The organism is Xenorhabdus ishibashii, from assembly GCF_002632755.1.
Classification (GTDB): domain Bacteria; phylum Pseudomonadota; class Gammaproteobacteria; order Enterobacterales; family Enterobacteriaceae; genus Xenorhabdus; species Xenorhabdus ishibashii.
The window spans coordinates 626,219-649,915 of record NZ_NJAK01000001.1; the positions used below are offsets into that span (position 1 = coordinate 626,219).

Sequence of the window (23,697 nt, forward strand, 5' to 3'; positions counted from 1 at the left end):
AATCGATGCCTGCATCCAATGCGCTCAGAGCCAACAAACCCATCATCACTAATATTGATATCAGCAAAGACTATGATGAAACCCAAGGATCGGATGATGTTCACTACCAAACTTTTGGTCGCATGGCTGTATTTTTCGGGCGTGATATGCAGGCGCATCGCCATGATGGTTTTTTCCAATTGCATTATCTGGTGACAGGACGGATCGAACTGCAATTAGACGAACAACATTATTCCGTACAAGCTCCGCTGTTTATCCTGACTCCACCTTCTGTTCCTCATGCTTTTTTTACGCAGGAAGATACTGACGGTTATGTACTGACCGTTCGTCAGGATCTAATTACACCATTGCTCAGTTCGCTTTATCCCACTCATCGAGAACTGGTGGATATTCCGGCTATTTGTCTTTCCGTCGCGGATAAATACGATGAATTGGAAACATTCCACCATTATTGGGCCCTGATTGGACGTGAGTCTGCTAACCAATTTGCCGGACGGGAACAATCGCTGGCTTTTCTGGCTCAATCCTTGTTTACCTTTCTACTGCGTAGTATTCCCCTTGATGATCATCGTTGCGGTTGTGTCAGAGGAGAATTAAAACTGTTTCAGCGCTTTAACCAGTTGATTGATAAACACTATCACCAGCATCTTGCCGTACCAGAATATGCAGAAAAATTGGGAATTACGGAATCACGTCTAAAGGATATGTGTCGACGCTTTGCCAATCGACCACCCAAAAAACTGATCTTTGACCGACTACTGCGGGAAGCAAAACGGTTCTTATTGTTTAGTGACAGCCCTGTATTTGAAGTGGCGTATCGGCTTGGGTTTAAAGATCCTGCTTATTTTAGCCGATTTTTTAATCGGTTAGTGGGATGCTCACCGAGTGTTTGGCGGGAGGAAAATGTCATTGGGAAATAAAATAGATTGATAAAATTATGATGTCATAATATCTACATTTTGGCCGTGTATTCAAGGCGTTGTTCTTCATCTATAATGCTTATTTTGCGAGATAACATGCATGGCCACAGTAGAAGTAAAATGTCGATTTTGTCACCAGACGAAGGACGTTAAAAAACATGGTATTGGAAAAGGTGGGCACCAACGTTATCGTTGTTTATCCTGTCATCGTACTTTCCAGCTCGATTATTCTTATCGCGCTTGTCAAGCCGGAATAAAAGAACAAGTCGTTGATCTTGCCATGAACAATGCCGGCATCCGTGATACGGCCAGAGCCCTGCATATCAGCATTAATGCTGTCGTACGCGTTTTAAAAAACTCCAGCCACGATGTGTAACAACCTTACCTGTGGGTGAAGTTGAAATTGAATTTATCTGCGATGTCGACGAAATGTGGTCATTCGTCGGGAATAAAAAGTGCCAGCGTTGGTTATGGTATGCTTGGGAGCCTCGCCTAAAACGTATCATTGCGCATGCTTTTGGTAGACGAAACAAGAAAACGCTGAAAAAGTTATTGAAAAAACTGTCTAAATGCAAGGTGGCCTTTTGGTGTACTGATAATTATCGTGCCTATAATTTACTGCCTTCAGCCAACCATCTGGTTGGAAAATATTTTACTCAACGTATTGAACGTGAAAATTTAACGTTACGTAACCGAATTAAGCGCCTGAACCGTAAAACACTTGGTTATTCAAAGTCACCTGAAATGCATGACAAAATCATTGGCACTTTCATTGAACGTGAATATTATATTTGAGGGTGATCAACGATTTGAATACATGACCCCTTAACGACGATGGATGCTCTTACATTCACTGAGTCTGGCCATTTCTCCGAGAAAGATTGTGTTCGGATTAAAGAACCAGATGCTACAGGCCGATGAGTATTAAAAGATTTTGATCTAAACATCATTTTCTCCTAATAATTCCGTATATACGCATTAAACTTCAAGCTGCAATTTACAACACGCTATGAAACCTGATTTCTCCCCGCTCCGCAGGGAGAAATCGCACGCATCTTGAAGTTAGATTGGTATATTTATTCAACATGTTATATATCTATAGCTATTATTGCTAGGGTTAAAATGCCATCTATGACTGTTAGCAGGATCTAACACCAAGTATCCTGAATCACTAGGAGAAAATCCCATGTTAATGTATGCTGGCGTAGCTTTATGTAATGGAATAAGTTTTATCTTACCATTGTTTCCTAATTGCTGTGATTTATTCACGGCATGTTCCATTAGTAAAACACCACAATTTCTAATACCGCAATGTGTTGCCAAATACTCAACCGTAGGCAGATTAGAAATTATGTTATCTGCAGGAATAAATTCTAAAATTCCAACAGGAACACCTTGAAAATAGGCAGCAAAATATAATGAACCTATTCTTGATAATTTCTCACTACAAAGCTTGATTTTGTTATGTACAAGTTCAAAAATAGAACGTGCAGACTCATATCTTATGTTCCAATTTTCTTGCTCATAATCACCACTAACGTATTCGGAGCTACTACATTTCCATTCAGTGTTCATGGTGGTTTTCATTATTGCATTGGTTAAGTTTAATACTTCATGTGGACTAACTTCCCTGATTGTTATAAAAATTCTGGCATCAATCACTGCTGAGGAGATATCTGAAACAGACTTAGCATGAGTTAAGGAACCCAATGTTGCAGGCCGAGGAATATTAAAAGATTTTGATCTGAACATGATGTTATCCTATGCAATAGTTTAATTAATTGGATTTTTATATTCCAATATCATGATATACAACTAATTCTACTTTATTAAAAATAACTTATGACTCATATTAACATAAAAATAAATTAACTTTGTCATGCCATGGTATAAGACGGAATAACTTACTATTTTATAAAACACCATCAAGATATTTTTATTGTAAAAAACATATAAGCTCGTCAGAATATTAATTAAATTTAAACATAAACTAAAAGTGTTTATTTTAATAAGTGAATCACAGTGGAAATACTACATTATATACCAATCTAACTTCAAGATGCGGTCATGTATTCAAATCGTTGATCACCCTCAAATATAATATTCACGTTCAATGAAAGTGCCAATGATTTTGTCATGCATTTCAGGTGACTTTGAATAACCAAGTGTTTTACGGTTCAGGCGCTTAATTCGGTTACGTAACGTTAAATTTTCACGTTCAATACGTTGAGTAAAATATTTTCCAACCAGATGGTTGGCTGAAGGCAGTAAATTATAGGCACGATAATTATCAGTACACCAAAAGGCCACCTTGCATTTAGACAGTTTTTTCAATAACTTTTTCAGCGTTTTCTTGTTTCGTCTACCAAAAGCATGCGCAATGATACGTTTTAGGCGAGGCTCCCAAGCATACCATAACCAACGCTGGCACTTTTTATTCCCGACGAATGACCACATTTCGTCGACATCGCAGATAAATTCAATTTCAACTTCACCCACAGGTAAGGTTGTTACACATCGTGGCTGGAGTTTTTTAAAACGCGTACGACAGCATTAATGCTGATATGCAGGGCTCTGGCCGTATCACGGATGCCGGCATTGTTCATGGCAAGATCAACGACTTGTTCTTTTATTCCGGCTTGACAAGCGCGATAAGAATAATCGAGCTGGAAAGTACGATGACAGGATAAACAACGATAACGTTGGTGCCCACCTTTTCCAATACCATGTTTTTTAACGTCCTTCGTCTGGTGACAAAATCGACATTTTACTTCTACTGTGGCCATGCATGTTATCTCGCAAAATAAGCATTATAGATGAAGAACAACGCCTTGAATACACGACCCCAACGTCAACTTTAGCCATGCTTTACCTTTATCACTAAAAATCGGGAAGTCTACCGCAACTAACTATTTAATCTATGAACAAACTTTTTTCAGGCCGTATCATGTAAACTTAAAATAATATAATCCTCTGGTGTAAAATTATATTTTTGTGTAGTCATTTTCATGCAGTGATCAGCTCCATTGTTGTTAATTCATTATTAATGTCTTTATACGATTTATATCAGTCTTTAACACATTTTCTTAATTGATCTTTCACAACTTTTCCATTGGCATTTCGCGGTAAAGTTAAAAAAGTATATCCTTTTGGGCGTTTATAACGTGCTATTACAGTACAAATATAATCATTTAACTCTTGCTCTGTAATTGATGCATTTTCGTCGAGTTCAATAAAAGCATGGGGAACTTCTCCCCAATAGGGATCGGGTTTTGCCACAACAGCGGCAGCCAAAATACCAGGATAACTGGATAGGGCATTTTCCAGCTCAAGACTGGAAATATTCTCACCACCGGAAATAATGATATCTTTTTTTCTATCGATGATTTTGATATAGCCATCAGGATCGACAACTGCTAAATCACCAGTATAAAACCATTGGTTGGTGATTTCCGGTGTAACATGACGTACAGGATCATAAACTGCTACGATATTACCGCGAATAGCGATCTCGCCGATGGTTTTGCCATCAAAAGGAACTTCTGAGTTGTTTTTATCAATAACGCTTACCTGCCCTTGTAAATTAGAAACAATTCCCTGACGCATCCGTTTTAAGACTTTTTCTGATTCTGGTAGTGTTTTCCATTCATGTTTATTTTCACAAACAACTACAGGGCCATAAGTTTCGGTTAATCCATAAACATGCGTGGCATTGATACCGACCTCGTCCAGCAACGAAAACATCATTTCTGTCGGTGGTGCGCCAGCAATCAAGCCATAAACGCGTCCACCAAAATGCTTTCCATGCTTTTGAATCATTTTGCCTAAAGAGTAGTGAATAATCGGGGCACCACAATAGTGGGTTACGTGATGTTTCTGGATAAGTTGCATCGCTTCTTCTGCATCAAATTTCCTGATACAGATGTGTGTGCCGGCCCGTGCCGCAACTGTCCACGGGAAACACCAACCATTGCAGTGAAACATGGGAAGAGTCCATAAAAAGGTGGGAGTTCTGGGCATGTCCCAATCCAGTATATTAGAAATAGCATTTAAAAATGCACCACGGTGAGAATAAACAACTAATTTAGGTTGCCCGCTGGTGCCCGAAGTAGAATTAATACTGATAGCGGTTTGTTCGTCAATTTGGATAAATGAAAGTGTTTTTGAGGAGTGTGCGGTTACCAGTGATTCGTAAGATATAAATTCATGTCCGGCAGGAGATGTAGGAATAGCTGAGTTGTTTTCATCAACAATAATTATCTTAATTGGATTATTGAAAGAGACATTACTTAATAGTGAAAGATAACTTTTGTCGATAAATAATATTTTTGGATGCAATTTTTCAAAAACAAAATTTAAGGTAGCAGCATCAGTTCGGGTACTTAAGGCATTGAGGATACCACCAGACAAAGGAACCGCAAAATGTAATTCAAGCAATTCGTGGGTATTTGGTAAAATAGCTGAGACTACACTTCCTTTATTCACTCCCATTTGCTGGAGAGAGATAGCAATCCTTTCGCAGCGATTGGCATATTGATACCAGGTCCAACACTGTTTTCCATCAATGATGGCTATATCATTACCATTGCTTAATACTGCCCTTTTAAGAAATAAAATCGGTGATAATGCAGTGCCGGTATATTCATGTAAGAATGAATTATTGAGAATCATATTTTTTCACCCCATATTATTTTCTTTAACAAAATTGTTACTTACTTTAAAAGTAACCGCTGGCAGAAAAATAAGCAATGTTGGTACGATTTAAAGGGGGCTGTTTTATTTAAAAATTCCATGTAAATAATATGAATTTATTTTATATTTTTTATATGCCGATTTCATTTATTAAACTTGATAAAATAACTATTTGAAAATAGATTGGAGGATTATATTTAAGATAATAAAAACACGCTCACCATTAATACAAAAGGAAAAATTATGTTCAATTTGGCGGGAAAAATTGCTTTTATTTCAGGGGGAACCAAAGGTATTGGCACGGGAATTGCGAAGGTATTGAAGCAAGCTGGTGCTGTTACCATTATTGCAGGTACTGATAAGGTGAAAGGAGAAGCCATTGCCAAAGAGCTGGAAGTTGATTTCATACCTCTTGATGTGACTGATCAGGCAGCATGTAAAAACGTGGTTGCCCAGATTGTTGAAAAGTACGGTAGGCTCGACATTCTTTGTTCCAATGCCGGTATTTTCCCACAACATTATCTTAAAGAGATGACCGCGGAAGATTGGGATCTCGTGCACACCGTTAACCTTAAAGGAACGTTTTTCCTGGTGCAGGCTGCATTGAATGTGATGGAAAAACAGCGTTACGGGCGTGTTGTTATCACTTCATCCATCACGGGAGAGATAACGGGTATTTCGGGTTACAGCCATTATGGTGCCAGTAAAGCAGGTCAACTTGGGTTTATGCGCAGTGCTGCTTTGGAATATGCGGGGCAGGGTATTACCATTAACGCAGTTATGCCGGGCATGATTATGACGGATGGCTTAAAGTCATTTGGTGATGAATTCCTCAGTCATGTGAAAGAGACCACCCCAATGCGGGTTTTGGGAACGCCTGAAGATATTGGTTATGCTGCCTGTTTTCTTGCTTCTGATGAAGCAAAATATATAACCGGACAAACAATTATCGTTGATGGTGGGCAGGTTTTGCCAGAAGTACAGGAAGCCTGATTGTTTACAAAGATTGTCGTAAGGCAGTTGAAAAAGTAAAATATCTATCCTGTAAACACAGGGAGGGAGATTTGTTCTCTTCCTGATTTTTTATTGTCTGAATCAGGTAAGAAATATTATGTCACTGAATTATGAGCGTAAATCTCTTCCATTGCCAAACGGACACAAAAAAGTGCTATTGCACTCATGTTGTGCGCCATGTTCTGGGGAAGTGATGGAAGCAATGTTGGCTTCAGGAATTGATTTCACAATATTTTTCTATAACCCCAATATTCATCCCCTTAAAGAATACGAGCTGCGTAAAGATGAAAATATCCGTTTTGCGCAGGAAATGGGAATTCCTTTTATTGATGCAGATTACGACCGTGATAATTGGTTTGAACGCGCAAAGGGAATGGAAAATGAGCCTGAACGTGGCATTCGTTGCACAATGTGCTTTGATATGCGTTTCGAACGCACAGCACTTTATGCCTACGAACATGGTTTCCCTGTGATTACCAGTTCACTCGGTATTTCGCGTTGGAAAAATATGCAACAGATCAATGAGTGTGGGGTTCGTGCCGCTTCCCGTTATCCTGACTTAGTGTATTGGGAATATAACTGGCGCAAAGGGGGCGGATCTGCCCGTATGATAGAAATCAGTAAACGAGAAGAGTTCTATCAGCAGGAATATTGTGGTTGTATTTACTCGCTGCGGGATACTAATCGTCATCGTCTGGCTACTGGCCGTGAAAGAATTAAATTAGGTACAGTCTTTTATAGTGCAGATAACAATAAAAAAGAATAAAAAAGCCTGCGTAGAAGCAGGCCAAAGATACGGCAAATATAAAAATCCCTGGTGGTGACTTAAAACTTAGTTGGATTAGCTCTAAAACAGTGATGAGTCACCATGACTATATGTGAAATAAGATACCGTCGTCCAATGGATTGCACAGATCAATAAGGGAAGATTGATTGATAAAAACGATCATTCATGATTTTGGTGATATCTTAGGCTAATTGTGGTTGCGGCTTTTCAGTTTGATCTAAAACTAGTTTATATAAAACTGGAAAGCCTTGATTTATGGGATATAGTGCTAACTATTAGTTATTAAATGAATTATCAATCTTTCCCATATCTGGAGCGATTAGGTGTACAGCCAAAGCGTCGGCGATAGCTTTGAGTGAAATAGGATTGGCTGGAAAAACCCGATTCCAATGAAATATCAGCGATATTCATTTCGCTATTTAGTAATAATTGATGTGCATAAAGAATACGTTGTTCACTGATCCAAGCTTTGGGTGAAGTACCATAGACACTGTTAAAAAGCTCCTTAAAAGAAGTTAATCCCATCCCGAACTCACGTGCAAAGTCATTCAATTTCCATTCCTTGAGATAGTGAGCTTCCATAAATGTTTGCAGACGTTCTACCTGACGATTACTTAATTTTCGTAGAATAGACATTAACAATGCCCCCTGTTTATTTAAGGAAAGCAGTAACAATAATTCTTCAACTCTTAATTGAACCAACGCTGGCGGGGAATCATGTGCTAATAAGTTAGCCAGCCCGTGAATGCTTTCTGTTAACAAGGGAAACGGGTTAAAAGGAATCAACCTATAAGCAGGAAACTCCTGTCGCTCTAACTTACTTAACAATGAGCCAAAACGTTGTAAAAAACTACGTAAAAACTCCATGTGTAAGGGTAACCATAATAGCTGACAACTTTCCGTATTGGTTTTAGCTGCATAACTCCCAGGATGGGTAAAGAGGATCTGATTCGATTTAATGTGATAAGTGTTTATGCAATCTTTCCATACCATTTCGCCATCGAGTAAAATATATAACCCTCTTTGTTTATGCTTCAGGATATTGAAATCCGGCATAGTTAATTGGAGTGTGCAAATATTCTTTTGATTTAAGCCCGTCGTCCTTTTCATTTAATACTCCTAATTTTCCGTATCGTGAGTAATCGTTTTTTGATGAGTGCATGAAGTTTTTTTATTATTAAATAACCGCTTATATTATATAGCCAAATAAACATTTGTGTTAGATTTAAGTGTATTTTTTTACGACTAAAAATTGCCTGTCTATTTTTCGCCTTGTTTTGGTTGATATTTGAATGGCTATTTTTAAAGTTTTGTTAATATTAAAGTTACTTATATTTACCTATGATTTTTTATTAAGTCATTTGCCGTCAAGAATGCCAGAAATGTCATGGATTTATTTTTATTTGCAAATGTTGTTTATTTATTTTACTGTCCGAATAATAATGCAATAGATATTATTGATAATTAATGTTAAAAACGCAGGATGATTCATTACTCAAATGAATACTGGTATTGCAATGGAATTTTCATATTAAAAAATATCAATTACTGTTGAACTATATAATTAAAACAATGGGGGATTATCCATTTAGTTCTGATTACAGATTTATAGATTAAATAGCCATAAGTCAAATAGCTATTGAGAATAACGTGTTTTCATGACCCTAAACATGATGCGTTTTTATTAATGCCTTATATTTTTTGTTAATAAATTGTGAACCTTTAGAATTTGTATGTATTAAGCAAGAAATGATAACTGATCTTTTGGGGTTTTCTTATTTAAGAGACATTAGAAAATTTCATGATAAATCATATAATTAAACTTAAACAGAAGCTTTATCCGTATAATAACGCTATAAATCCCTTCGTTATAGCTTCGTAGATTGTTTTTTATATTTGTACAATGCTAGGATGTGCTTCCACTATCTGCTTCTAGCTTCTATTACCTACTAAGGCATATGTATAGATATATTTTGCTGATGAAATATAAGAAAAACCCACAAAAACGAGAACAATATGAAAATGTATCGTTTTTCAGATAACGCTTTTTTATACAGCGTATGGCTCCTTTGGGGAATTGCATTGGGACTATATCTGTATGGTGCTCATTTTAGTTGCACCATAACAGCAATTTTATCTTTTTTCGCCTTAGTGTTTTACTTTATGAAAATGAAATTGAGAATAAACGCTATGTTTGGAAAAAAAACAACCGAGGCAGCTCCTGCCAGTTCTGTAACACCTACTATAAGTGTCAAACCTGAAGAGAAAAAATTACCCGAAGCTGAGATCCGTCCCAATACCATTATTGCGAAAAACTCTGTTTTCAAGGGAGATGTTGAAATGGATGGGGATATCCAGATTTGGGGGAAAGTCATTGGCAATATACGCGTAAAAGGTGGTGCCATTCGGATTATGCATGCCGGCAAAGTGGAAGGTGAGCTGAATGCCCCCGAAATTATCATTGATGGTCATGTTGAAGGCACGTGCTGTGCGGAAACATTAGATATACTGGAGCATGGTGAGTTACGGGGTATTAGCCGTTGCGGCAGTATGTCAATTCGACGTGGCGGATTGTTCTTTGGTCAGTCTGAACAGGTTGATAATAAGAAAAGGCCGGAAATGGAACGAGTTGTTTCCATTAGGGAAAATCAGAACGATAAACCAAAATCGAAAAACAACGCCTGATAATCAAGGAGGCGTTGTGGTTATCGAATTGGAAACAGAAAGGTTGTGGCTCCGTGCCTGGAAAGATGCAGACAGAGAACCTTTCTTTCGCTTAAGTAATAATCCTGACGTAATGGAATTTTTTCCTGACTTACTGACTAAAGCACAGAGCGATACTTTTATCGATAATTGTATTCGCAAGTTTGAGACGCAGGGTGGTTGGGGATTATGGGCGGTTGAACTAAAGCAGAATAGTAAATTTATTGGTTCTGTGGGGCTGAATATCCCGAACATCAAATTTCCATTCTCTCCTTTTGTTGAAATAGGCTGGCGTCTGGACAAGCCATTTTGGGGGCAAGGCTATACTTGTGAAGCCGCCCGCAGAATTTTTGACTTTGCGTTTACGGAAATCGGATTGGAGGAAGTTGTCGCTTTTACCACGGTTTCTAATTACCGCTCGGAAAATGTCATGAAAAAATTGGGTATGGTCAGAGATGAAAAAACATTTCTGCACCCTGGATTGGAAGAAAATCATCCATTAAGGGAGCATGTTCTGTACAGGCTTCGGCGTTCAGATTTTGTATGATAATGGTTGAACACCATCAAGGTTATCCTAATAGATAGAGATAACCTTGATGGAAACTGTTTTATGCCGAATTATTATTGTCTGGATATGACCAGAGCAACGCGGCCGATAAACCTGATGTCACTGATAGCACAATCAAAAGTGACGTCGCTATCGCTGACACGGATCTTGCTGATTGGGATTTTGGCAATCTTCTTGATACTGTGCATACCTTCAATATCCACCAGCCATAAGCCATCTTGAATATTATCTTCCTGAGTATCCAGCAGATACCATGAGGCTCCATCATCAATAATCAGCGGATTTTTGAGTTCCTTGGAAACCAATTCACTGTCCAAAATTACAGGATTAGCTTCATTGAGCTTACCACCCGACAGTTTTACACGAGAGATGGATGGAGCAATGATATCTGCCAACCGTTCCGCTTTTTTGCTGCTTTCTCCATCTGGAAACATTTCTCCCTGACCCGTGCTTAGCCACAGTAGTGAAGCACCAGTTTCGAGATTGCACTGGATGATCCAATCCGCTGGAAAGCTATCACGAAGGTAGCGGTTTGCCATCGTGCTTTTGGAAACGCCCAAATGGTCACTTAGGGCCTGACGTGATTTAAATCCATATGCGCGGACAAGACGTTCAATAGCAGGTCTTCCCCCACTATCCGCCCCCATTTTGATCTCAATATTGGTATTTTTCATTGACAGTACAGATAAGAGCTATTAGTATCCCGCCTAAGTTCTCGATATGAGATCTTTGATGGGCCCAGATTGGTTAAGCTGAAAACCATTGAGAGATATTGCATCATGAACGCCCAGATTTCAATCTTTATGCCCGATATCGAAATATTTCGGGAATGTCATTGAGAGGATAGACGAAGGGTTTGAAATGAAGGGAACAGTTGGAAATAGCAGGATATCGTTGAGGATCGTTTTGTAGAAGAATGTTGAGGGAAAATATGGCGAATATTGAAAACGAAAAATTTGCCCAAATTAACCTCGGCCAGAGACTGGAAGGATTGAATCATCTGTCGAGGATTAGGGCGACATATTGGGGTGACAATGAAAAGGAGTTAAATCGATTTTTTGCTGATATGCGTGATAAAAGAGACGATTACTACGAAGAGAATAAACGAGCGTTATCTGCCATTTTCTATTTGGCGAATATCCCACGCTCCCGCCACAATAGTGAATTCAACCATTTTACTCAAGAGGAAAAACAGGCGCTGATCAAGGCGATGAATCATATCAAGGTTGTTGTCAGCCAATTTCCGAAATATCTGACACTGCCTAATTAATTGTAGCTTTCTAAATACATTATCTCTTTTGAACAGATGGCATAAATACGCCAGGTTCTTGCTCGTCCTTAATATGGTGAAATTGATGAATAGCAACGTTATTACTTATGGAAAAAACATACCGCAAGGTGTTTCAATGGCGGAGCGCCTGTTATGGAACGTTAATGCGGAAGATCATCAATGGCGTCACCAATATATAGGACAAATGCCGGATTTTCTGGCGAAATACTTTAGCCGACGTTATATCGATATCTTTAATCGCTCAGGTCGCCGTGATGCAAATTCTTTTTTGAGAAAAGCAGTTGGACAGAATGTATTACCAAGATTGCAGTTAGTAAAAGAAAGGTATCAGTTTAGTCATTATATTTCTGGCATGACGCCTTTTCCTTTTATTGGACAATTGGAAAATATGGCGACGTATGATCGCAAACAACTTTTGAAACTTGCCCACGACATTTCTGTTTTTATTTCTGGTAATTATGAACACTATTCTTTGCGTGTTTCCCCAAAAGATCCATCAACTTCTGTTGGTAGCAAAGATGGATCATTTTCCCGTGTTGCTAAGTTGTACCAATTACTGGCAAAGCTAACTTTGCAATGTGGCACTCATCCCCCTTATTGGCAGCGTTTTAATTGTGGTCGCAAAATGCCATCTATTGATCAGCTCTGTTCTGGTATGTTGCGCATGATGTCTGCTCGTTGGTGGTATTTTCGTTTAAAGCATTTGCGTGATATCCAATCTGAACATATGGCCATTGCCGTTGGGCAGGTACAGCAAGCTGCTTCTCCTTATGTTTCACGTCAGGCATTGCGGGAATGGTTGGAACAAAAACGGCGAAATTGTGAATTTTTCAAGCATTTTGATTTAGAAAATGAAAAAGGGGAACGAATTTCACTGGCTGAGACAGTTATTCATAGCAATGCGAATCCTGCGATCCGACGTTGTGAGTTGATGGTCAGAATGCGCGGTTTCGAAGATATTGCCAACAAGATGGGTTGTGTTGGGGAATTTTATACCATCACGGCTCCGGCAAAATATCATGCTGTCCAGCACAAGGGTGGGTTTGTCAAATCCTGGAATGGTGCAACACCACGTGATACCCAGCGTTATTTATGTCGTATCTGGGCAAAAGCCAGGGCGGCGTTGGCACGGGCAGGAATTGATCTATTTGGTTTCCGTGTAGTGGAACCACATCATGATGGCACTCCTCATTGGCATATGGTGTTATTTATGTTGCCAGAGCATTTGCAGCAAGTCAGAAAAATCCTTGAGTACTACACCTGTCAGGAAGAGCAGGACGAGTTGCAGGATGATGAAGCCAAAAAGGCACGTTTTAATTATCGGACGATCGATCCCAATAAAGGTAGTGCAACCGGTTATATTGCCAAATACATTTCTAAAAATATTGATGGTTATGCTCTGGAGGAGGAAAAAGATTATGAAACCGGTGAGTCCCTGCGCGATATGGCAAAATCAGTGACTGCCTGGGCGAGTCGCTGGCGTATACGTCAGTTTCAACAAATTGGCGGTGCCCCAGTTTCGGTTTGGCGCGAATTGCGTCGGCTCAGGCAAGTACGCCTGTCTGACAATAAAATAAACGCAGTGTTGCAGGCAGCAGATGAGGGAAATTGGGCTGCTTATACCCAGGCACAGGGCGGACCTTGGGTTTCACGTCGTGATTTAGTTATTCGCTTATTTTACAAAAATATCCCTTTTGGCAGCCCTTATGGTGAAGATGTTCAATCCATACAAGGCGTGACTTCACCATTTTTGCCTTATGCGGGATTTATTTGTACCCGAATTCATCAGTGGAGCATTGTGCCTAAATCAGACCCCGCTATTACATCCGAACGAATTGTTTATAAAAGGAGCAAAAAATTTCCCTCTTGGAGTTCTGTCAATAACTGTACGGGTGAACAGGAAAGTAGAAAGATACAGTATTTTACAGACTGTAGAATTGCTATAGCATAAAAATCAATCAAATTAGCAAATATTTCTGCTAAAACAACAGGCAATAGTTACTAACTAGCAAATTTAATGACTAAAACAGATAAAAACTACTTTAATTTTAGTCTTATTACGTGTACTGTATATATATACAGTTTCTTATATGGAGGCAGATAGATCAGTGGAATCTCTTATAGAATCATTGGTAGCGCAACGTATCAATTTCATTGCTCGGATGGCAACAAGTTGCGAGTGCAATCATGCGGAAGACAAAGAGCTGGCACTGGTTTGGATAGCAGAGCTATCTGCACCTTATGAAAAAAGGTTTAACAGCTACCAGAGTAAACAGGAAAGCAATCTGTTAGGTAATGAGGTGAGCGGCAACAACATATTAGGGAATGCGGGTTCAAGAGAAGATTAGGAAGTGAACTAAAAATATTACCACACTATCCTGATACAAATTTTAAAATTGGAATTAGTAGTAGCGCCTCAGTAAAAGTGACTGAGACTAAGAAAACAGTGAACGCGATCATATGATGGCACTTATTCAAGACATTTGGGAGGATGATGGTTGGTTGTATGATTAACACTGACAAAGGTTCAATATCCTCCAACACATAGCATTTCATTGTAATAAGAGATAACAGCCAAGGGCAGGAAACCATTTTCTGCTCTTGGTTTATTTGGATTGAATTGTTCTTCATTTGTACTACTTATCTCACAATCTCACCTCATTGAGGCATTTTGCCAATTATTTGATCATAACTCTCCGATTTACTAACTGACTTCTGCAAAAAAAGGAGAGTGTATGCAAATTATCGCACAACAAAATGAGACTGTAGATGCTATCTGCTGGCGTCATTATGGCCGTACATTGGGAATGACTGAACGTGTGTTGCAGGCAAACCCAGGATTAGCTGATTTTGGCGCGGTACTGCCTCATGGAACTAAAGTTGAAATGCCTGAATTTATGCCTGCCGCCAGCAAACCTATTATCCAACTTTGGGATTAAAGGGGAGGCGAATTGGATTGTTGGGAATTAATACAATAAAAAAGATGTCCTTAATTGTGAGCTTGGTCATTGGAGGAAGCCTTGGTTGGTGGGGACATCGTTCTCTGTTTCTCAGCGAAATAGAGAATTTGAAACAGCAACATGCTGCACAGCTTGCTGCCATCAACCAAAAAGCCCAGTCAGAAACGTTAGCGGCTATCCGGCAAATGAAAGAGGCACAAAATCGGGCTGCACAATTAGATGAATACTATTCAGGAAAATTAGCTCATGCCACCGAAGAAAATGCAGCTTTGCGTACTGACATTGTTGCTGGTCATCGGCGGGTGCAAATCGCCGCCGCCAACCTTGCTACCTGTCAGCTCACCCAAAACCGAGACACCCGCCCCCGCAGCGTGGGCAATGGAACCCAAATCGAACTCACTGCAAAAGCTGGACGCACTATTTACGATATCCGAACCGGCATCATCAAAGACCAGACCAAATTAGACTACTTACAACACTATGTCCGTGATGTTGTTCGACAGTGTAAATCAGAATGATCGCATCTTATTACAATGTTGTTTTCAAGGCCTTCTTTTATTCCTGAGAAGGCCTTTTATTTCTTTGATTTAAAAGTATTTTAATTCTGTATTTGTATGTTGCTTCCTACAAGCCCAGTTTAATGTCCAGCCGGCTGTTTCGTGGCATTCTTATGCCATGAACATACAACTCACTGAACTGATGCGCTTATTGCGCAACCTGATCCGAACCGGCGTCATTACCCAAGTGGATACCACAAAGGGAATGTGCCGAGTCGCGACAGGCAACCTTGAAACCAACTGGCTGCACTGGTTGACATCCAGAGCGGGAAACTCCCGCACATGGTGGGCGCCCAGTGTCGGTGAGCAGGTTTTATTACTGTCCATAGGCGGAGAACTGACCACCGCCTTTGTATTGCCTGCTATTTTTTCAGATGAGTTTCCGGCTCCATCAACATCACCTGAAGCGACACATATCAAATTTCCGGATGGTGCCGTGATGGAGTATGAACCGCAATCTGGCGCATTGACTGTAACTGGCATCAAAACCGCGACAGTGACTGCTTCGGATTCCGTCCATATTACCGCGCCGGAAATCACCTGTGTCGCCAGCACCCGAATTACGCTGGATACGCCGGAAGTCATTTGTACGCAGCTAATGAGCACTGGCAACTTGATTGTGCGCAACGGCGGCAAAATGACGGGCAATATTGAACACACCGGAGGCACATTCAGTTCCAACGGCGTGGTCGTGGATTCCCATAAACACACCGGCATCAGGTCAGGCGGTGACACATCAGGAGGCCCCGTATGATGTACCTGGGAATGAATCGGCAAACGGGACGAGAGTTGACAGATTTGGCTCATATCCGGCAATCCGTCAGCGATATTTTGTTAACCCCCGTGGGCAGCCGTATCGCGCGTCGTACTTACGGCTCTTTATTGCCAGAGCTGATTGACTGGCCACAAAACTCAGCGCTCCGGCTTCAGGTCATGGCGGCCTGCTATACCGCCATCAGCCGTTGGGAGCCACGTGTGACACTGACCGCCATCACGATGGATACCCTACAAGACGGCAAAATGGTGGTGGATATTACGGGGACATATCATCAATCTGCTGAGGAATTTTCACTTTCTATTCCGGTGAGCCATTCCCGGTGAGGTAATAAATCATGCCAACAATCGATTTAAGCCAGTTGCCGCCACCGGATGTGGTTGAGCTACTGGATTATGAACAACTGCTGGAAGAGCGCAAAAAAGGCCTGATATCGCTCTATCCAGAAGATCAACAAGAAGCCATTGCACGTACTTTGCAACTGGAATCTGAACCTTTGGTCAAGTTGCTGGAAGAGAATGTTTATCGCGAGTTGCTTTTGCGTCAGCGGGTTAACGAAGCTGCTCGGGCGGTGATGGTAGCTTATTCAACAGGCAGCGATTTGGATCAGTTGGGGGCGAACAACAACGTATCCCGTATGATTCTGCGTCCTGCGGATAACTCTACCATACCACCAACACCCGCAGTGATGGAATCTGACAACGACTACCGCGTGCGCATTCCACAGGCTTTTGAAGGCTTAAGCGTTGCCGGCCCAGTCGGTGCGTATGAATATCATGCCCGCAGTGCAGATGGCCGTGTCGCTGACGCTTCAGCAATCAGCCCGTCACCAGCTAACGTCACCGTAACTATTATGTCGCGGGAAGATAAGGGTGTCGCTTCCAAAGAGTTGCTGGAAATAGTCGAAAAAGCGCTGAACGATGAAAACGTGCGTCCAGTGGCAGATCGACTAAAAATCCAGTCTGCGAACATTGTGGAATATGAAATTGATGCGGTTTTGTACATCTTCCCAACACCAGAGTCAGAACCTATCCGCAAGGCGGCAGAGCAGAGGTTGAAACACTATGTTGAAGCACAGCACCGCTTGGGGCGTGATATTCGTTTGTCAGCGATTTATGCCGCATTGCATGTGGAAGGTGTCCAGCGCGTGGAATTGAAAGCGCCGTTGAAAGACGTCGTATTGGATAAAACCCAAGCATCTTACTGCACTAAAACAACCCTAACGATGGGAGGTTCGGATGAATGATCGCCTCCTACCGATGGGCTCGACTCAGCTAGAACTTGCAGCAGCCAAAGCCTGCGCTGAATTGCAGAAGGTCAAGGTTCCGTTACGGGAGCTGTGGGACCCAGACACTTGTCCGACATCACTGCTGCCTTATCTGGCCTGGGCGTGGTCAGTCGATCGCTGGGACGAGCGTTGGTCTGAGAGCACCAAAAGGGAAGTGATCAAAAGTTCGCTATTCCTGCATAAACATAAAGGAACGATTGGTGCGATTCGGCGAGTTGTAGAGCCATTGGGTTATCTCATCCGCGTAAAAGAGTGGTGGCAAACCAACGATACCCCAGGCACTTTCCGGCTGGATATCGGTGTACTGGAGAACGGCATCACCCATGAAATGTTCGAGGAGCTGGAAAACCTGATTTTTGATGCCAAGCCCGTGAGCCGACATTTGATTGGGTTGGACATCAATCTGGATACACGCGGTGAATATCACTACTCGGCGGCGACTTACAGTGGGGACGAACTGACGGTTTACCCTTATTTCCCTGAACAAATAACAATCTCCGGCTCAGAAGTTGTGGGTGCGGGCATACATATTATTGATGACATGAGGATTAGATCATGAGTACCAAATATTTTGCGCTGCTGACGCAGTTAGGCGCAGATAAATTAGCAAATGCGGCGGCATTGGGTACTAAAATTGAAATTACCCATATGGCCGTTGGTGATGGTGGTGGCAAGTTGCCGACACCGGACACTAAACAAGCCAAACTGATTAATGAAAAGCGTCGTGCAGCGATTAACACGCTGAGTATTGATCCGAAAAACACCAACCAAATCATTGCGGAACAGGTTATTCCTGAAAACGAAGGTGGCTGGTGGATCCGTGAAATCGGCCTGTATGACAAAGATGGAGTGTTGATTGCGGTAGGTAACTGCGCAGAAACCTACAAACCCCAATTGCAGGAAGGTTCCGGCCGTACCCAGACAATCCGTATGATCCTGATTGTCAGCAGCGCCAACGCGGTGACATTGAAAGTTGATCCATCTGTGATTTTGGCGACGCGTGAATATGTGGATGATTCCATTAAGAAACATGCCAATAGCCGTAACCATCCAGATGCGACGCTGAAAGAAAAGGGATTTGTGATCCTGAGCAGCGCGGTGGACAGCAATAGCGAAACGCATGCGGCAACACCGAAAGCGGTGAAGACGGCATATGATTTGGCTAAAGCTGCGGATAATAATGCCAATGGCCGCGTTCCAGCAGGGCGTAAGGTGAATGGTAAGGCGCTGTCGGCGGATATTGCTCTGAATGCAGGTGATGTTGGTGCATACTCTAAGGGCGAAACAGATACTAAAGTGGGGGAGGCGATAAAACAGGCAAATGCTGCGAATGCTAATGCAAACACTCGCGTGCCTTCTACCCGCAAGGTAAATGGAAAAGCACTGTCGGCGGATATTGCACTGAACGCAGCAGATGTTGGTGCGTATAACACAGCCCAAACTGACGCTAAAGTGGGTGAGGTTAGATCTTTAGCTAACACTGCAAACCAAAATGCGGCTAATGCAAATAATAATGCCAACACACGTTTGGAGAAAAACAAGAATGGTGCGGATATTCCAAACAAAGATGAGTTTGTGAAAAACCTCGGTTTGGTGGGAACGGTGCCCAATAGTCGTCGAATTAACGGTAAACCGCTAACAGGTGACGTGAATCTGAACGCGGCTGATGTCGGTGCACTAAAAGTGGGTGATTATGGGATCGGTTCCCAACCCGTAGGAATCAGCTCACCCGCTGAATATGATGCCAACTCTATGACAACAACTGGTTGGCATAGTGGCGGTGGCTATGCTGCTAAAAATTTCTACAACACCCACGCCCCTATCATGGTGATGACACGTACTGGCGGTAGTGATAGCACGGGAATGGTCGCACAAATTCAGGTGGATGACGCAGGGATGGCGAGCCGTTACCGGTTGGGTAATCGGTGGAATAAATGGAATACCATTTGGGGTACAGCGAATACTACTGTTATTGATGGGTTCCTGAAAAAAGCCAGCCCCATCATCAAAATCTGGAATGACGGGAAATTTGAAACAAATGACGAATCAACGGGTGCTATTGTCGAGCGTCTGTCTGAGGGCGTTTATCTCATCAAAAACGTACTGGGATTTAATGCAGATGCGGCATGGGGTGGTGTTGATGGTGGGGTTGAAATCCCGCTGTGCAAAAATAAACTGCCGTTGATTTGGGTAAACTATGAGGTGTTACCCGATGGTTCAATCAAAATCATGACGTATCACCGCGAGTATTCAGACGTACCCACATTCGCCAGAAATGTACGAAAGGACTACGTTGACGGTGACCCGATTGATATTCCTGTTGGTCGGTCTATATTTGTCCGCGTCCAGATGCCAGAAAATTCTATTTGGAATCAGCAACAACGGAAATTGACTGAGTCGGAATGAATATAGGGGCTGCGTGCCCCTAATTGTTATTCTGGCGCTTTAAGCCAGTCAATGTTTGGTGCTTTAGTACAATCAATTCGATTTAGTATAATTCTATATTTTTTCCATTCATTAAGAGATAATATTTCTGATTTCGTCGCTATTTCTAAATCAACAGCATCTTGAAGAGGGGAAATAATAGCATTGGCCTTAGTTAATAATTTCTGTTTTCTCTTTTCAGCTTGAGTGATTAATTCATCTTTGGTGTATTTACGTGTAATAATAACTCCGTTGATATATTGCCAACCTCCTAAAACATCTACACCATTAGGTAGTGATGTCATTTCAACAATACTTCCATCTTCCGGACAAATAGTAGAGGCTTGTTTATTTATAGCGCAAACAACATTATTCTTATCATATTTTATCTTATAAGTATCCTCATTAAATTTTGGTATACTTTTGTACCAATCATCACCATTTTCGCTTTGGTAGAAAATAGCTTGAAATTCAAGTTCGATTTTTTTCTCTTCATTAGTATCTGGAGAATATCTAGAAAAATTTTTTAAATGCAACATTATAATGCTCCTATATTATACCAAGTACCATTAATAAGTTTTTGGAGTGGACGCCGTGAAGTAGTATCTGGTTCGTTATTTCCATCATTAACTACTGCAGTAATCACATACGGGGGAGTATCAGAAAAGCCATAACCTTTCCAAATTGCTGAATGTTCTACAGAGCCAAAACGAATATCCTGAACATAATTAGCAATATCATCAGTTGTAGCAACAACACCATCCTTTTGAGGGAAATGTAATATCCATTGATTTTTATTATCTTTATTTCGCTGAACAAAATAGATACCCTTTCCATCAGTTGTTGTTTCTAAAAATATATAATCTCCAGTACTTTGATGTAAGAAATTAATTCTTCCAAAACCAGTATGTCTAATGGTATGTTCTAAATAAGAACTTATTTTACCAGGGCAATACATTCCACCGCTTTTATTTAAAATCCATTCCCCCCACCATCGTATCCATTATTTATGTGTATTCCATCACCACCTTTGTCTTTATATATCCATGCTCGTGGTTGCCCATCATCATCAGCCAGTGCAAAATGTTGTCTTCCATCCCCTTGAGATGCTACAAATCCAGAAGCCTGTATCACACCATTTAATTTCCCGCCAGTGATAGGTAGCGCACCAATATCTGCAGCTGATGGTTTATTCGCAGAGCTATATTGAACAAACCATTCTTGATAATTTTCACCTGAATTCCATGATTGCCGAACAGCAACATGTCCGCGATGTGATATATATAATTGTGAAATACATGGATCGCCTACTGTCACAATCATCATGCCATAACTATAAATTGGCACACCATTTACTTTGGGAAAATCTGATACAGTTGTGGAATTATCAATAGCAATGAGATATATCCCGGGTTTATTACAGCTTGCAAATTTCCCTCCACTATTCACCCGACCAACAATAGATTTAGACCATGCTCCAGCAGCCAGATTAACGGTTCCCGTTAAACCGAGGTTTTTCACAATCCACAGATCCTCACGATCCAGTCAAGATCCCACTCTCGAAACTCCAAAAACTGAAAACCAATAACAAAAAAGAGCCATTTTAGCCTGTCAAAAAATAACCAAAAGGCAGAATCACGCGGAATAACACAGGAAAGGATAAATTTTAAACCAAAATGGGTTGTTGAATAACCAGGTGAAGGTTGTTATTTAACCAATCAAAGACTCTTTCCAGCCAAACCATTTGATTTTCACCAATCCACCTAAAATTAATTAAAACCAATCAAAAACAAACCCAACAAATTGATTATAAAGGAAAATATAAAACCACATTTGTACCACCCCCCACACACCGCCAATCGAATGATTTCCCCCGTCTAATCCGCCAATATATCAGCACACCTTAACAGGAGAGAACGCTAATATGGCACAAGATTATCATCACGGCGTCCGTGTACAGGAAATTAACGAAGGTACACGCACCATCACTACCGTTAGCACCGCTATCGTTGGTATGGTCTGTACTGCACCTGACGCAGACGAAAAAACATTTCCATTAGACACACCGGTATTACTGACTGACGTTATGAGCGCCATTGGTAAAGCTGGTGAAAAAGGTACTTTGGCCGCATCACTGAAAGCAATCGCAGCACAGGCACAACCTGTCACTGTCGTGGTTCGTGTGGCTGAGGGCGAAACGGAAGAAAAAACCAGTAGCAACATCATCGGTGGGGTTACGCCAGAAGGCAAGAAAACCGGTATGCAGGCACTGCTCGCTGCGCAAAGCCAGCTCGGTGTTAAACCACGTATTCTGGGTGTTCCGGGTCTGGATTCAAAAGCTGTGGCTACTGAACTGGCCTCTATTGCCGAGAAGCTGAAAGCAATGGCGTATGTCAGCGCTTATGGCTGTAAAAAAATCGAAGAAGTCATCAAATATCGTGAAAACTTCAAGCATCGTGAGCTGATGCTGATTTGGCCTGACTTCCTGAGCTGGGATACCGTCACCAGCAGCGAAGCGACTGCTTTCGCAACCGCTCGTGCGCTGGGTCTGCGCGCTAAAATCGACGAAGAAACCGGCTGGCATAAAACCTTGTCCAACGTTGGTGTCAATGGTGTGACTGGTCTGTCTGCCGATGTGTTCTGGGATCTGCAAGATACCGCGACTGACGCCGATCTGCTGAACAAAGCAGGCATCACGACGCTGATCCGCAAAAACGGCTTCCGTTTCTGGGGTTCCCGCACTTGTTCTGATGATCCATTGTTTCAGTTCGAAAGCTACACCCGTACCGCTCAGGTTCTGGCTGACACTATGGCTGAAGCACACATGTGGGCTATCGATAAACCGCTGACTCCATCGCTGGTGCGCGACATCATCGAAGGCATCAATGCCAAGTTCCGTGAACTGAAATCTGGTGGCTACATCATTGATGGTCGCTGCTGGTATGACGACAAGGCTAATGACAAGGACACCCTGAAAGCCGGCAAACTGACCATCGACTATGACTATACACCTGTACCACCACTGGAAAACATGATGTTACGCCAGCGCATTACAGATAGTTACCTGATGGATTTCGCGAAAAGTATCAATAAATAAGGGGCTAACTGATGGCATTACCTCGCAAACTTAAATACCTGAACTTGTTCAATGATGGCAACAACTATCAGGGGATCGTGGAAGAACTGACCCTTCCTAAGTTAAGCCGCAAGCTGGAAGCCTATCGCGGTGCTGGCATGAATGGCAGCGCAATGGTGGATTTAGGTCTGGATGAAGGCGCACTGGATGCTGAATTCACTCTGGGTGGCGTTGAAGCTCAACTGTACAAACAGTGGGGCATCGCGAAAGCCGATGGTGTCATGCTGCGCTTTGCTGGCTCTTTTGAGAGTGAAGATAACGGTGGAGTGGTTGCAGTCGAAGTTGTGATGCGTGGTCGTTTCCAGGAGTTCGATCACGGTACTTATAAACAAGGGGATAACACCCAGACCAAAATCACTGCCAAAAATACTTATTTCAAACTGACATGGAATGGTGAAGAACTGATTGAAATCGACACCATCAACATGGTTGAAAAAGTAGGTGGGGAAGATCGTCTGGAACAGCATCGCCGCGCTATCGGTCTTTTTTAATCGCTTCTTTTAGCAATTAACTTTTTTAAAACTTATTTCCTGTCTCATCAGTGTATTAATCGTGCCTGTTGAGACAGGTTTCTATCGGATA

General features: G+C 41.6%; 26 protein-coding genes. 18 read left to right on the top strand and 8 right to left on the bottom strand.

The genetic code is table 11. The annotated features are described in order from the left end of the window. The first annotated feature begins 5 nt into the window (after positions 1 to 5). Both hpaA and Xish_RS03010 read left to right on the top strand, forming a co-directional pair. Positions 6 to 920: a 4-hydroxyphenylacetate catabolism regulatory protein HpaA gene (gene hpaA, locus Xish_RS03005; RefSeq protein ID WP_099116646.1), complete on the top strand. Its 915-nt coding sequence runs from the start codon at positions 6 to 8 to the stop codon at positions 918 to 920. A gap of 100 nt (positions 921 to 1,020) precedes the next feature. Then, positions 1,021 to 1,715, top strand: a protein-coding gene (locus Xish_RS03010) for an IS1 family transposase (protein ID WP_099116647.1) whose coding sequence is annotated in 2 segments (ribosomal slippage) — positions 1,021 to 1,267 and positions 1,267 to 1,715 — 696 coding nt in all. Because the reading frame shifts where the segments join, the coding sequence is not laid out codon by codon here. Between the two features lie 285 nt (positions 1,716 to 2,000). Here Xish_RS03010 and Xish_RS03015 read toward each other — a convergent pair. The 3 genes from Xish_RS03015 to Xish_RS03025 form a co-directional block, all read right to left on the bottom strand. Further along, entirely contained in the window at positions 2,001 to 2,672 is a 672-nt protein-coding gene (locus Xish_RS03015) for a hypothetical protein (protein WP_099116648.1), read from the bottom strand. A gap of 339 nt (positions 2,673 to 3,011) precedes the next feature. Next, positions 3,012 to 3,706, bottom strand: a protein-coding gene (locus tag Xish_RS03020) for an IS1 family transposase (RefSeq protein WP_099116647.1) whose coding sequence is annotated in 2 segments (ribosomal slippage) — positions 3,012 to 3,460 and positions 3,460 to 3,706 — 696 coding nt in all. Because the reading frame shifts where the segments join, the coding sequence is not laid out codon by codon here. 280 nt (positions 3,707 to 3,986) lie between these two features. Continuing rightward, positions 3,987 to 5,591 (bottom strand): AMP-binding protein, encoded by a 1,605-nt coding sequence (locus Xish_RS03025; RefSeq protein WP_099116649.1) that lies wholly within the window; start codon positions 5,589 to 5,591, stop codon positions 3,987 to 3,989. Between the two features lie 264 nt (positions 5,592 to 5,855). On the opposite strand from Xish_RS03025, the gene Xish_RS03030 reads away from it, so the two are divergent. Continuing rightward, positions 5,856 to 6,605 carry an SDR family NAD(P)-dependent oxidoreductase gene (locus Xish_RS03030; RefSeq protein WP_099116650.1) on the top strand — a complete coding sequence of 250 codons (750 nt, stop codon included), beginning with the start codon at positions 5,856 to 5,858 and terminating at the stop codon, positions 6,603 to 6,605. 118 nt (positions 6,606 to 6,723) lie between these two features. Beyond that, entirely contained in the window at positions 6,724 to 7,392 is a 669-nt protein-coding gene (locus Xish_RS03035) for an epoxyqueuosine reductase QueH (RefSeq protein WP_099116651.1), read from the top strand. 315 nt (positions 7,393 to 7,707) lie between these two features. Here Xish_RS03035 and Xish_RS03040 read toward each other — a convergent pair whose 3' ends face one another. Beyond that, positions 7,708 to 8,523 carry a helix-turn-helix transcriptional regulator gene (locus Xish_RS03040; protein WP_099116652.1) on the bottom strand — a complete coding sequence of 272 codons (816 nt, stop codon included), beginning with the start codon at positions 8,521 to 8,523 and terminating at the stop codon, positions 7,708 to 7,710. A gap of 1,080 nt (positions 8,524 to 9,603) precedes the next feature. Between Xish_RS03040 and Xish_RS03045 the strand changes: the two genes are divergently transcribed. Continuing rightward, positions 9,604 to 10,098 (top strand): bactofilin family protein, encoded by a 495-nt coding sequence (locus Xish_RS03045; protein ID WP_244185902.1) that lies wholly within the window; start codon positions 9,604 to 9,606, stop codon positions 10,096 to 10,098. 16 nt (positions 10,099 to 10,114) lie between these two features. Continuing rightward, positions 10,115 to 10,663 carry a GNAT family N-acetyltransferase gene (locus Xish_RS03050; protein ID WP_099116653.1) on the top strand — a complete coding sequence of 183 codons (549 nt, stop codon included), beginning with the start codon at positions 10,115 to 10,117 and terminating at the stop codon, positions 10,661 to 10,663. A gap of 74 nt (positions 10,664 to 10,737) precedes the next feature. On the opposite strand, the gene Xish_RS03055 is transcribed toward Xish_RS03050, so the two are convergent. After that, entirely contained in the window at positions 10,738 to 11,358 is a 621-nt protein-coding gene (locus Xish_RS03055; protein ID WP_099116654.1) for a phage repressor protein CI, read from the bottom strand. Between the two features lie 257 nt (positions 11,359 to 11,615). Here Xish_RS03055 and Xish_RS03060 point away from each other — a divergent pair, with 257 nt between their 5' ends. From Xish_RS03060 to Xish_RS18770, 10 genes are all read left to right on the top strand, one after another. Beyond that, positions 11,616 to 11,954: a DUF5347 family protein gene (locus Xish_RS03060; protein ID WP_099116655.1), complete on the top strand. Its 339-nt coding sequence runs from the start codon at positions 11,616 to 11,618 to the stop codon at positions 11,952 to 11,954. Between the two features lie 85 nt (positions 11,955 to 12,039). After that, a complete protein-coding gene (locus tag Xish_RS03065) occupies positions 12,040 to 13,926 on the top strand; it encodes a replication endonuclease (protein ID WP_244185904.1) in 1,887 nt (628 codons plus the stop codon). 157 nt (positions 13,927 to 14,083) lie between these two features. After that, positions 14,084 to 14,323 carry a hypothetical protein gene (locus tag Xish_RS03070; protein WP_244185905.1) on the top strand — a complete coding sequence of 80 codons (240 nt, stop codon included), beginning with the start codon at positions 14,084 to 14,086 and terminating at the stop codon, positions 14,321 to 14,323. A 387-nt stretch (positions 14,324 to 14,710) separates the two neighbouring features. Next, positions 14,711 to 14,914, top strand: a complete 204-nt coding sequence (locus Xish_RS03080; RefSeq protein WP_099116657.1) for a tail protein X — start codon at positions 14,711 to 14,713, stop codon at positions 14,912 to 14,914. Between the two features lie 56 nt (positions 14,915 to 14,970). Continuing rightward, positions 14,971 to 15,453 (top strand): lysis system i-spanin subunit Rz, encoded by a 483-nt coding sequence (locus Xish_RS03085; RefSeq protein ID WP_244185906.1) that lies wholly within the window; start codon positions 14,971 to 14,973, stop codon positions 15,451 to 15,453. Between the two features lie 157 nt (positions 15,454 to 15,610). Continuing rightward, the gene (locus tag Xish_RS03090) at positions 15,611 to 16,246 is read left to right on the top strand and encodes a phage baseplate assembly protein V (RefSeq protein ID WP_099116659.1); all 636 of its coding nucleotides are present in this window, start codon (positions 15,611 to 15,613) and stop codon (positions 16,244 to 16,246) included. Next, positions 16,243 to 16,593: a GPW/gp25 family protein gene (locus tag Xish_RS03095; protein ID WP_099116660.1), complete on the top strand. Its 351-nt coding sequence runs from the start codon at positions 16,243 to 16,245 to the stop codon at positions 16,591 to 16,593. Before Xish_RS03090 ends, Xish_RS03095 begins: the two co-directional genes overlap by 4 nt. A gap of 11 nt (positions 16,594 to 16,604) precedes the next feature. Beyond that, entirely contained in the window at positions 16,605 to 17,513 is a 909-nt protein-coding gene (locus Xish_RS03100; protein WP_099116661.1) for a baseplate assembly protein, read from the top strand. Beyond that, positions 17,506 to 18,114 (top strand): phage tail protein I, encoded by a 609-nt coding sequence (locus tag Xish_RS03105; protein ID WP_099116662.1) that lies wholly within the window; start codon positions 17,506 to 17,508, stop codon positions 18,112 to 18,114. The genes Xish_RS03100 and Xish_RS03105 overlap by 8 nt, the downstream gene beginning before the upstream one ends. Then, positions 18,111 to 19,961 (top strand): phage tail protein, encoded by a 1,851-nt coding sequence (locus Xish_RS18770; protein WP_099116663.1) that lies wholly within the window; start codon positions 18,111 to 18,113, stop codon positions 19,959 to 19,961. Before Xish_RS03105 ends, Xish_RS18770 begins: the two co-directional genes overlap by 4 nt. A 26-nt stretch (positions 19,962 to 19,987) precedes the next feature. Here the strand turns inward: Xish_RS18770 and Xish_RS03115 are convergent, their stop codons facing one another. Genes Xish_RS03115 through Xish_RS03125 form a run of 3 tightly spaced genes read right to left on the bottom strand, consistent with a single transcriptional unit; the run spans position 19,988 to position 21,500 of the window. Then, the gene (locus Xish_RS03115) at positions 19,988 to 20,518 is read right to left on the bottom strand and encodes a tail fiber assembly protein (protein WP_099116664.1); all 531 of its coding nucleotides are present in this window, start codon (positions 20,516 to 20,518) and stop codon (positions 19,988 to 19,990) included. After that, the gene (locus Xish_RS03120) at positions 20,518 to 20,937 is read right to left on the bottom strand and encodes a hypothetical protein (RefSeq protein WP_099116665.1); all 420 of its coding nucleotides are present in this window, start codon (positions 20,935 to 20,937) and stop codon (positions 20,518 to 20,520) included. Before Xish_RS03120 ends, Xish_RS03115 begins: the two co-directional genes overlap by 1 nt. 14 nt (positions 20,938 to 20,951) lie before the next feature. Continuing rightward, positions 20,952 to 21,500, bottom strand: a complete 549-nt coding sequence (locus Xish_RS03125; RefSeq protein ID WP_099116666.1) for a hypothetical protein — start codon at positions 21,498 to 21,500, stop codon at positions 20,952 to 20,954. 403 nt (positions 21,501 to 21,903) lie between these two features. Between Xish_RS03125 and Xish_RS03130 the strand changes: the two genes are divergently transcribed. Next, positions 21,904 to 23,076, top strand: coding sequence for a phage tail sheath protein (locus Xish_RS03130; RefSeq protein ID WP_099116667.1), 1,173 nt, complete (start codon positions 21,904 to 21,906; stop codon positions 23,074 to 23,076). A gap of 11 nt (positions 23,077 to 23,087) precedes the next feature. After that, positions 23,088 to 23,606, top strand: a complete 519-nt coding sequence (locus tag Xish_RS03135) for a phage major tail tube protein (protein WP_099116668.1) — start codon at positions 23,088 to 23,090, stop codon at positions 23,604 to 23,606. The last annotated feature ends 91 nt before the right edge of the window (positions 23,607 to 23,697 follow it).